Annotated in this window: 11 protein-coding genes and 1 pseudogene; 7 read left to right on the top strand and 5 right to left on the bottom strand. The window is 58.8% G+C overall.

Going from position 1 to position 10,453, the window contains the following annotated elements; all coding sequences use genetic code 11:
* Window positions 1-559, top strand: a pseudogene (locus ACWIZX_RS14245) (hypothetical protein); the annotation flags it as partial.
* Between the two features lie 5 nt (window positions 560-564).
* On the opposite strand, the gene ACWIZX_RS14240 reads toward ACWIZX_RS14245, so the two are convergent.
* The gene (locus tag ACWIZX_RS14240; protein ID WP_448336249.1) at window positions 565-1,617 is read right to left on the bottom strand and encodes a M42 family metallopeptidase; all 1,053 of its coding nucleotides are present in this window, start codon (window positions 1,615-1,617) and stop codon (window positions 565-567) included.
* Between the two features lie 20 nt (window positions 1,618-1,637).
* Entirely contained in the window at window positions 1,638-2,075 is a 438-nt protein-coding gene (locus tag ACWIZX_RS14235; RefSeq protein ID WP_448336248.1) for an acyl-CoA thioesterase, read from the bottom strand.
* Window positions 2,076-2,233: 158 nt separating this feature from the next.
* Here ACWIZX_RS14235 and ACWIZX_RS14230 point away from each other — a divergent pair, with 158 nt between their 5' ends.
* Window positions 2,234-2,641, top strand: coding sequence for an RrF2 family transcriptional regulator (locus ACWIZX_RS14230; protein ID WP_322793172.1), 408 nt, complete (start codon window positions 2,234-2,236; stop codon window positions 2,639-2,641).
* 26 nt (window positions 2,642-2,667) lie between these two features.
* Window positions 2,668-2,925 (top strand): hypothetical protein, encoded by a 258-nt coding sequence (locus ACWIZX_RS14225; RefSeq protein ID WP_322793171.1) that lies wholly within the window; start codon window positions 2,668-2,670, stop codon window positions 2,923-2,925.
* A gap of 172 nt (window positions 2,926-3,097) precedes the next feature.
* Here the strand turns inward: ACWIZX_RS14225 and surE are convergent, their stop codons facing one another.
* Window positions 3,098-3,913 carry a 5'/3'-nucleotidase SurE gene (gene surE / locus ACWIZX_RS14220; protein WP_448336247.1) on the bottom strand — a complete coding sequence of 272 codons (816 nt, stop codon included), beginning with the start codon at window positions 3,911-3,913 and terminating at the stop codon, window positions 3,098-3,100.
* 508 nt (window positions 3,914-4,421) lie between these two features.
* Here surE and ACWIZX_RS14215 point away from each other — a divergent pair.
* The 4 genes from ACWIZX_RS14215 to yjjX all read left to right on the top strand — a co-directional run bounded on the left by ACWIZX_RS14215 (window position 4,422) and on the right by yjjX (window position 8,722).
* The gene (locus ACWIZX_RS14215; protein ID WP_448336246.1) at window positions 4,422-6,656 is read left to right on the top strand and encodes an ATP-binding protein; all 2,235 of its coding nucleotides are present in this window, start codon (window positions 4,422-4,424) and stop codon (window positions 6,654-6,656) included.
* Entirely contained in the window at window positions 6,653-7,336 is a 684-nt protein-coding gene (locus ACWIZX_RS14210) for a response regulator transcription factor (protein ID WP_448336245.1), read from the top strand. The genes ACWIZX_RS14215 and ACWIZX_RS14210 overlap by 4 nt, the downstream gene beginning before the upstream one ends.
* A gap of 64 nt (window positions 7,337-7,400) precedes the next feature.
* Window positions 7,401-8,168, top strand: coding sequence for a class I SAM-dependent methyltransferase (locus ACWIZX_RS14205; RefSeq protein ID WP_448336244.1), 768 nt, complete (start codon window positions 7,401-7,403; stop codon window positions 8,166-8,168).
* Window positions 8,165-8,722 carry an inosine/xanthosine triphosphatase gene (gene yjjX, locus ACWIZX_RS14200; RefSeq protein ID WP_448336243.1) on the top strand — a complete coding sequence of 186 codons (558 nt, stop codon included), beginning with the start codon at window positions 8,165-8,167 and terminating at the stop codon, window positions 8,720-8,722. Before ACWIZX_RS14205 ends, yjjX begins: the two co-directional genes overlap by 4 nt.
* 22 nt (window positions 8,723-8,744) lie before the next feature.
* Here yjjX and ACWIZX_RS14195 read toward each other — a convergent pair whose 3' ends face one another.
* On the bottom strand, window positions 8,745-10,136 hold the full coding sequence (locus ACWIZX_RS14195) for an asparagine synthase-related protein (protein WP_448336242.1): 1,392 nt from the start codon (window positions 10,134-10,136) through the stop codon (window positions 8,745-8,747).
* Between the two features lie 89 nt (window positions 10,137-10,225).
* Window positions 10,226-10,453, bottom strand: a 228-nt coding sequence (locus tag ACWIZX_RS14190) for a hypothetical protein (protein ID WP_448336241.1), incomplete at its 5' end; no start/stop codon positions are given.

Genomic DNA, 10,453 nt, shown 5'->3' with positions numbered 1-10,453 from the left:
GTTCAGCGCGCGCAACATCCCGCTGTATGCGGTGGTTGCAGTGCCCATCCTTTCCACGGCGCTGGCGCAGCAAGTTCGCGGCTGGCGCTGGGAAAAAATCGAAACAGCCGTCGCGACGGTGGAAGATCAGCTGCGCGGGGTGGTCTGGATTCCGCTGAGCGTGACGGTTTTGATCCTCTTGCTTCTGTTCGTCCCGGCCGTGCACCAGGTCAACCGCTTTGACCCGCAAACTTTTCCGGTGGCGGCGGTGGACTGGCTGGAGCACAACCCGCAGAGCGGGCGTATGTTTAACCATTTTCCGTGGGGCGGTTACCTGCTTTACCGCCTGTATCCCGATTACCGCGTCTTTATTGACGGTCAGACCGATTTTTACGGCGAAGCATTGACCCGCGAATACGAAACGGCCATCACCCTTGCCCCCGGCTGGGAGCAGGTTCTGACCCGCTATGGCGTGGATTGGGTGATCATCCCGGCTGAACAAGCCCTGGGGCAGGCCCTTCAGCAAGCCGGCTGGCGCGAGGTATACCGGGATGCCACCGCGGTCATTTTACGGCGTTGAACGGCTCAATCGGCCAGCAGGTAGGCCAGAATCCAGCGCGTGGTCGCCAGCAGCGCATCCAGATGGGTGCGCTCGTAGTGGTGAGAGGAATCCACGCCGGGGCCGATCAGCGCAACGCGCAAGTCAGCGCCGCTGCGCAGCAGTGCGCCGCCGTCCGAGCCGTAGTAGGGGTAAATGTCCACTTTGTAGGGAATCTGGTACTGGTCGGCCAGCCGCCGCAGGTGGGTGCTGAGGGCGTGATCGTACGGCCCGCCGGAGTCTTTGACGCACAGCGTGGCGTGAAATTCATCCGAGGTCTGCCCTTCGCCGACTGCCGCCATATCCACCACAACCAGTTCACCCACCTCGGCGGGGAAACCGGTCGAAGCGCCGTGACCCACTTCCTCATAATTGCTGATCAGCGCGTAGGTGGTTTGTTTGGGACGCAAACCGGCGCGCTGCAGGGCCTGGAAGGCGGCCACAATGCAGGCCACACCGGCTTTGTCATCCAGAAAGCGCGAGCGGACGAAGCCGTTATGCACCTCAACGCGCGGGTCAAAGGCGACGAAATCGCCCACCTGAATGCCCAGCGCGCGGGTTTCGTCTGCGCTGGATGTGCGGGCGTCCAGCCGGATTTCCATGCTGGTTTCATCACGCGGCGTGGAGGAAACTTTCTCGCCATAGACATGTACCGAGGCCTTCTCCGGCAGCACGCTGCCGCGGTAGGCTTTGCCGTCCACGGTAAAAACAGTGCAGCCTTCGGCTTCGATGGCATTCCACGGAATGCCGCCAATGCGGGTGAGTCGCAACCGGCCGTTGCTTTTGATTTCCTTGACCATGCCGCCCAGCGTGTCCACATGGGCGGTCAGGGCACGCGGCTGAAGGGCCTGTTCGCCGGGGAAAACGGCCAACAGGGCGCCTTTGCGGGTGCGCAGGTAGCTGAGGCCGGGGATGGACTGCAGCGCAGCCGCCGTATACAGAACGGCCGATTCGGTGTAACCGGACGGGCTGGGGGTGTTGAGCAAGCCGGTTAAAAAGTCAACCAGTTCGGCACTGTTGATTTCAGGGAGTGTTTTCATGGGTTTTCCTTTACAAGGGTTCAGGCGGGGGTTGGGCCGGGCGGAATGCCCTCGAAAGCGGCAATTTTTTCACGCCAGTGGTCGGGAATAGGAATACTGCGGTTCTGGTAGTAATCAAAGGTGACCATGATGATCTCGGCAGTGGCTTTGACCTCGCCGGTTTGTGGATTTTCGATGACATACTCGGTCTGAAAACTCTTGCTGCCCAGGCGGGTCACCCGCATTCCCACCCGCACCGCTTCATTCAGTTGAATTGGTGCGCGGTAGGCAATGTGCACATCGGCAACGATCATGCCGAGCTTGAAAAAGTCCTTTCCATCAAACAAACCGAGGTTCTGGACATACGCCAGCCGGGTCTGTTCCAGAAAGACGAGAAAACGGGCGTTGTTGACATGCCACTGCGGGTCAAGGTCGCCATACCGAACAACGATAGGGTAGTGGAAGTTAAAGGTTGCCATGTGCCCATTTTACCGGAATTGTATAAAAATTGTCCAGCAAACGCTGAATGTCAACTGGAATGGTGACCTCTGTCACTTGCACCACCACAGTCTTTTCCATAAACTGAACATATAACCAGAGTATTCCTACCCAAATTGAATATTGAGGAATGAAAGCCATGCAAATCACACGTCAGGCAGATTACGCCCTGCGGGCAATGTACTACCTTGCCAAACTGGAGCCGAATCAGCGCGCCGCAACCAGCCAGATTGCCGAGGAACAGCGAATTCCCCCCTCTTTTCTGGCAAAGATCATTTCGCAGCTTTCGATAGCCGGATTGATTCACACCTCGCGCGGCGCACACGGCGGTGTGACCCTGGCGCGCCCGGCGGATGAAATTACCATTCTGGAAGTGGTGGAGGCCATTGATGGGCCGATTGCGCTGAACGAATGCACCTACTCCAAGGATGCCTGCCCGTTCGGCGATGACTGCCCGATTCGCCCGCTGTGGTGCGAAGCGCAGGATCAACTGGTGGAAAAACTGCGCACCACTACCTTCGGGTCATTCGTCAAAGCCGTTGCCTGACCGCAGCCTGCGGCGAAGGTGCGGCGATGCCGGAAGGATTTGCCCTCAATCGGGGCTGGGTGCTGGTGCTGAAAGACGGCCGTGTGGTGGTGGATTGGGGAGAAAACGTCTTTCAAGACCTCGCCAGCGGCCAGTTTATCGAATCGGTGGATCTGATTGGCAGCCACGCCATTCGGGATGAAGAACTGGTGTGGCTGAAGCGCACCGGTCAGGTGCTGGATTATGACGCCGGGCAGGTCTTTCTCAGCAGTCTGCCGGAACGAAAGCGCAAACCGTTGGATTGAAACCGCCCGAAAAGCCGCATTAACTTGCGGTACAAGTACAAAACTTAGCGAGGGTCGCAACGAACCCCCTCCCACCTCCCCCAACATCGCTGATGCAATGTTGGGGGAGGCGCAGCTGGGGGCCGAAAATGCTTAAGTAGATGGGGAATTAATTTACCCCGAACGGATAAAATTACCCGCTGCCGCGCAGGGTTCGTTCCAGCCCGTCCAGCGGCAGGCGTGAAGTCATGTCCAGACTCAGCGGCGTCACCGCCACCTGCTTTTTTACCCGCATGACATACACATCGCTGTCCGGCTCAACTTCATCCGGCTCGACCTTGATGATAAAGTCCACATCCGCCGGGCTTTCCAACCCGTCCTTGCGTTTGGAGATGGGGAAGAAGTAACGCTGGCGGCTTTGCCGGGTGACCTGCCAGGGGGTTTGCGGGGTGGCCGAGGCGGGCACTTCCACTTTGAGCACGTCCACATCCGGCTGGGGGGGCAGGTTGAGCAATCGTTCGGCAAAGTAGGCGGTAAAGTAAGCCGCGGTAGAAAAATCCACCTCGCGCGAGTGTGAGTAATACTCCCCGCTGGGCAATTCGAGGGAAACCGCCAGCGCCGGGATGCCAAAACTGGCGGCTTCCAGCGCGGCGCCCAGTGTACCCGAAACGGTGATGCCGCTGCCCACATTTTCCCCATAATTGATGCCCGAAACCACCAGATCGGGTTTGCGCGGCATCAGGTCGAGGATGGCAAACATGACGGTTTGCGCCGGCGACCCGCCGATGGCGTAGGCTGTCCAGATCTGACGGCCGATTTGGAGAGAACGCGGGGTGATGATGCCGTCCGCCTGCAGGGGATGGCTGCGCCCGGCGCCGCTGTACTGGTCGCGCGGGGCTGCGACGGTCACAAAACCCAGCCGCGCCAGCGCTTCGGCGGCTGCCCACAGGCCGGGTGATTCGATCCCGTCATCGTTGGTCAGTAAGATTTGTTTACGTGTGCTGCTCATGGGCTGGATTGTACTATAAGATACCCGGCAAAAACAGAGAACCGCCCTTGCGGGCGGTTTCTGCCTTTCTTTGGCTGCGGCAACCTTTATCGGGAAGCGAGGAGGGATGCCGCAGCCATGCGCTTACTACTACTATCTGCCATTGTCAGCATCACCTCCTCTTCGTTAGGATGGCGACTCTTGAGGTGGTGCAATCCACCATGAAGGTGATTTGAGTATGTCATAAACCGTCCGAAAAGTCAAGGATGAACCTGCGTCTGTAAAATGGTTGAAAGGCGTTTTTTTTCAACGAACGAACCCCCACCGACCTCCCCCAATATCGCGTTGGCGAGATTGGGGGAGGCGCAGGAGGGGGCAAAAGCGCTCGATTTGACTCATCAGTGAATTATTCCGAACAGACATCGGTCATCACCCGCTGGCTGAAGTTTGACCGTTTTCGACGTTGAGAAGCCCTGATGCCATCCGCCGATGGCTTGCAGTGGCCTGCCTGGCTTGCTACAATACAAGCATGAGCCAAACACTGCAGCGTATGCGTTTTCCGCTGGCAATCAGCCTGTTGCTGACATTTTACGCTGCCTGGCTGCTGTGGGGTTCTACCAACGCCTGGGAGCGTTACTGGCTGGGGAGTTTGTCCATCCTGACCGCCGGGGCGGCAACGGCGGCAGCCGCCGGCTGGCTGAGCGGCATCGTTCAAAGTGAAGCGCGGCGGGGTTACACCTTACTGGCGCTGGGTTTGGGCGTATGGGCCTTGAATGACCTGCTGCGCATGATGCTGCTGGGGCTACAGCCGGGCTTTTTGGCGCAACCCAATCTTTGCGATGTGCTCTATCTGCCGGGCGCTGTGCTTGCAGCTGGCGGTCTGGCAAATCTGCCGCGGCCGCGGCCTTCTTCCGGCAGCCGGCTGCGGCGCTGGCTGGATATTACGCTCACATCGCTGGCATCGCTGGCGCTGATCTACCTGCTGGCCGTTCAGCCGCGCCTGGATGCGCCGCCGGCCAGCGGCAACCCGCTGGGCATTCTCTACCCCTTATCCGATCTGGGACTGCTGCTGGTGGTGATCAACCTGCTCCTGATCAGCGATGCGCGGCGGCCGGCACTGCCGTTTGGCTGGCTGATTGCCGCTCTGGTGGTCTACACGCTGACCGATTCATTGTATGCCTCGGCGCTGCTCCAGGGCAGTTATCAGATTGGCGCGGTTACCGATCTCGGCTGGGCAGTGGGGGATGCGCTCTGGCTGGCTGCCTTGCTGCGCACGCCTTCCGCCGCGGTGATTCTCGATCCCTCCAGAAAACACCGCCCATCGGCTCCTTTTTTCTTACAGGGCGGCCTGGCGCGTCTGCAAAGCCTGCTGCCCATCCTGGCGGTGCTGCTGTTGGGCTGGTTTGTGCTGCTGGACTGGCAGTTGAACAACCAGCTCAACCAGCCGGTGTTGTGGGTGACGGTTTTACTGGCGCTGGGGCTGATCGCCCGTCAGGGATTGGTCACCGGTGAAATTGAATACGAGCAGTACGCCGGGCTGGTCAAGAGCGTGGCGGAGCCGGCTTTTATTTGTGACGAAAACGGGCGGCTTACACTGGTCAACCCGGCGCTTTCGACGGCCAGCGGTTACAGCGAGGCGGAACTGACCACGCGAACCCTGGCCGATTTGCTGCCGGAGCCGCGCGGGGCGTATTCGTGGCTGGATCTGGCAAAGAGTGAACAACAAGGCGAAGGACGGGGCTGGTCGGGTGAAACGGTGCTGCTGCGCCGCGATGGCGAACTTTTGCCGGTCTTTCTTTCCTTGCGCCCGGTACTTTCTTCCGGTGACCGACGCCTGATGATTGCCGGCACGGCTCACGACCTCAGCCTGCAAAAACGCCAGCAGGCCGCCCTGCAGGCCGCCTACGAGCGGATTGCTGCAGACCGCGCCGAGCTGGAGCGGCTCAACCGCGAACTGGAACAACGCGTTGCCGAAAAAACCGCCGACCTCAGTCAGGCCTATCAGCAGTTGGAGGCGCAAAACCGCATGCTGCGCGAACTCGACCGGCTCAAATCGGACTTTGTTTCGCTGGTTTCGCACGAATTGCGCGCCCCGCTGACCAACATCAAAAGCGGCATTGAACTGCTGATGTACGGCACGCGCCCGCTTTCCGGCCGCAGCAGCCAGATCATCGCCCTCGTGCAGGCAGAAATCGAACGCCTGACCCATTTTGTGGAAACCATCCTGGACCTTTCGGCGCTGGATGCCGGTAAACTGCCGCTTTACCCGGCTCCCCTGCCGGTCAGCCGCATTTATACCGCCCTGCAAAACCAGATTGCCCACCTGCCGGATGCCGGCCGGGTGTGCTGGCTGCTGCCGCCCGGCTCGCCGGCGGTACTGGCTGACGAACAGGCGCTCACCAGTATCCTGTTCCATTTGCTGGATAACGCCTTCAAGTATGCCCCTGAGGGGGAGATCGAGGTGTCCGCCGGGGTGGAGAACGGCCGGCTTTGGCTGCAGGTGCGCGATCACGGCGCGGGGGTGCCGGAGGATGCCCTGCCGCACCTCTTCGAGCAGTTCTACCGCCACGACAGTCAAGACAACCGCACCATCTACGGACATGGGTTGGGCCTGTACATTGTCCGCCGGCTGGTGGAAGCCATGCAGGGCGAGGTACGCGCCGAAAATCACCCGCAAGGCGGAGCCTGCTTCACCTGCTGGCTGCCGCTGGCCGAAGTTGGCGAACCGGAAGGATCACCCCAGGAGGAGGGAAAAACACCGTGACCAAGATACTGGTAGTGGATGATGATCCGACTCTGCTGCGTTTTTTGCAGGACTTTTTGCGCGAAGAGAAGTATTCCGTGATTGCTGCCGCAAACGGCAATGAAGCTCTGCGGCAGGCTTACCGCGAACACCCCGATCTGGTCGTGCTGGACGTGATGATGCCGGGCATGGACGGCTGGGAAGTGACCGCCCGCCTGCGCGAACTTTCAGATGTGCCGATTATTCTACTCACCGCAAAGAGCTCCGAGGCAGACAAACTGCGCGGCTTTGGTCTGGGGGTAGATGATTACCTGACCAAACCGTTCAGTTTTGCCGAATTGAACGCCCGCATTCAGGCGGTGTTGAACCGCGCCCGACACAAACCGCTTTCGGAGCGAAATATCCTGCAAATTGGCGACCTGGAAGTGGATTTGGACCGGCGCGAAGTACGCCGTGGCGGTCAGCCACTGACGCTCACCCCGACCGAATTTCGTTTACTGGAGGTGCTGGCGCGCAATGCCGGCAAAGCGGTTGCCGAAACCGAGCTGGTGCGCGAAGTGTGGGGCGCATACCGGCAGGAAAACACCACCACCGTGCGCCGTTACATCTTTCTGCTGCGCAAGAAAATCGAACCCCAGCCGGATGAACCGCGTTACATCCTCACCGTGCGCGGCTACGGTTACCGCCTGGAAGGCGGGTAATGGATGCACACGGCGCTGCGAGGACAAGCCGAACATTTTAGACAAAGGAGATTTTGAGGAACTCATGGACATCCGCACTTACAACCGTGAAGCCTGGAACCGGCAGGTTGCCCGCCAAAACCCGTGGACGATACCGGTCAGCAGCGAAGAAGTTGCCGCCGCCCGCAGGGGTGAACTGCACATTTTGCTCACCCCAACCCGCTTCGTGCCTGCCGATTGGTTCCCGCCGCTGGCCGGGGCGGATGTTTTGTGTCTGGCTTCGGGGGGTGGGCAGCAGGGCCCCCTGCTGGCCGCCTGCGGGGCAAAAGTAACCGTTTTCGACAACTCCCCGGCGCAGCTGGCGCAGGACCGGCTGGTTGCCGAGCGGGAAGGCCTGAACCTGACGCTGGTGGAAGGTGATATGCGCGACCTTTCCGTGTTCAATGACGCCAGCTTTGACCTGATCGTTCATCCGGTTTCCAACATTTTCGTACCGGAGATTTTAGCGGTGTGGCGCGAAGCCTGCCGCGTGCTGCGCCGCGGCGGGGTGCTGCTGGCCGGATTCAACAACCCGGTGCTGTACTTGTTCGACTTTGACGAACTGGATCAGGGTCGGCTGGTGGTCAAAAACAAACTGCCCTATGCCGACCTGACTCACCTTCCGCCCGAAAAACTACAGCAGCTCATGGATGAGGGGATGCCGCTGGAATGGAGTCATTCGCTGGAAGAGCAGATCGGCGGGCAGCTGGCCGCCGGCTTTGTGCTGACCGGTTTCTACGAGGATATTGACCCGACCAGTGTGTTGGGCGAGTATCTTCCTTCCTACATTGCCACGCGGGCGGTTAAACCATGAACGAGGCGGAAGAAGTATTACCGGTTCGGCTGGTGGTGGCTTCGCACAATCCGGTGAAGATCGAAGCCGTACGCAGCGGCTTCCAGCGCATGTTCCCGCATTCCCAGATTGAGGTGATTTCGGTCAACGTACCCAGCGGAGTCGGCATTCAACCGCTGAGCGATGCCGAAACCCTGCAAGGCGCGCTCAACCGCGCCCGTGCCGCCCGCCGGCAACTGCCGGCTGCGGATTACTGGGCCGGAGTGGAAGGCGGCGTTGAGGAAAAAGACGGGACGATGAGCGCGTTTGCATGGGTGGTGATTCTTTCCGCTGGAGGCTGCGGCAAAGCCCGCAGCGCCACCTTCGACCTGCCGCCTGCGCTGGCGGATCTGGTGCGGCAGGGTGTGGAACTGGGCGAAGCCGATGACCGCCTGTTCGGGCGGCAAAATTCCAAACAGCAAAACGGTGCGGTGGGACTGCTGACTGGCGATGTGATTGACCGCGCCGCTTATTACGAGCAGCCCGTAATCCTGGCGTTGATTCCCTTCAAGAACCCGCACCTTTTTCCGGAATAAAAATGATGCCTGTTAGAGAGAATTACTGCATGGGGGCGCCTTTGGTGCGTCCCATCCAGTCCAGATTTTCCAGATCGCCGAAGTGATCTTTGAAGATGCGGTAGTAAAACAATTCTTCTTTCGAGTTAAGAACCCAACCGTTGGGCAACCGCCGCTCGCGCTTGAAATCGGCATCACTGACCTGTTGATTGGCATGTTCTTCAATCAGATTTTGCACGCCGGCACCCTGCCAGAATTTGGCTTTCGGCCGCCACAGCACCGAGGCAGGCAACAAATCCTCCACTGCTCGACGCAAAATCCACTTTTCGATGATTTCATCACCGCGGCGGTACAGTTTGAAATGCGGCGGGATGCTCAAAGCAAACTCCACCAGATCCGGGTCGGTGAACGGGACAAGCGGCACCACACTGTGCGCCTGAGCGGAGCGATCCACCCGCTGCAGGGCCGTATTGTGCAGCCGTTGAAGGATATCTTCCAATTCGGCGGGCAAATTTTCTATCGGGAGTGACTTGAGATAATCATAACCGGCAAACAGTTCATCTCCGGCTTCGCCGGAAAAGACACTGCCGGTGTAATCTGCTACCATCTCAGCAGTCAAGTAATTGGTAATGGATGAACGTACCAGCAAAGCATCGAAGGACTCGAGGTGATAAATGACCTGTGGCAGCGCTTCAAGCATCTCCTTTAAGGTAACAATGCGTTCATGATGGATGGTATTGAGGTGAGTCGCCATCAGCCGTCCGTATTCTACGTCCTCTGCACCTTCAACACCGCTGACGAAAGAGTGCAGACTGCGCACATGGGGTCTGGCTACGGCTGCAATGGCTGAAGAATCCAGACCACCCGAAAGCCAGCAGCCCATTTCATCCGATACAATTCGTCGGATGACTGCCTGCTCCAGCCGCAGGCGCAAACCGGCTACCAGTTCATTTTCGCTGGCAGCCTGATTAATGCTGGTTTTGAAGGTTTTATAAATTCGGAAGCCTTGAGCGGTCGTATAAACGGTTGCCGGCGGGAATTCATGAATATCCTTTGTAATGGGCAAAAGGGCTTTAACCTCCGAAGAAAAGACCAGGCTGTCTCCATCTTTCCCGAAATAGAGAGGCTTGACCCCCAGTGGATCACGGGCGATGATCAATTCGTCGCCGGCAAGTGCAGCGAGGGCAAATGGATATTTGCTGGCTGCTATGAACTTCATTTCCGGCAGCGGCGCTGAAAATCCATCCCAAACGGCTTGCTTTTCCAGGCTGGGCGGCACCAATCGCCTTTCAACCGGCTGCCAACACGCGTACAATGTGGCACGATGATTTCGAATGAGTTTTTTACCCCGTTTGCCACGATGGGCAATTTTTTCAATCATGCGAACAACGCGATTTTGTTCGCCAGGCCTGGCAATGCCTGCAATGGCTGCCATGATTACACCTCCTTATGATCTTTTGCATGACTATATATGACTGTCTTTTTATAACCCAAAAAACAGCCGGAGTCAAACTCACCCCTCGCTCACCGGCAGCCCTCGCCCCTGTCCCAGGTTTCAATGTTCCACAACACGCTCCGCGCGCTGGCGTCTATCTGGACGCCACACAGCTGCGGGCTGGCAAGGGTAATTTGCAATCGGAAGTAAAGCGGTAACGCCGGCAGTTCCTGCAGGAAGGTCTGCTGAACAGCGCGCTGGGATTGCTGGTAAGCGGCGGGGTCGCGCGGGTCAGCGCGCAGGGCAGCCGCGCACTG

It is taken from the genome of Bellilinea sp. (assembly GCF_053501535.1).
Note: the sequence above shows the minus strand (reverse complement) of the source record. Positions and strands in the feature narration are given on the sequence as shown.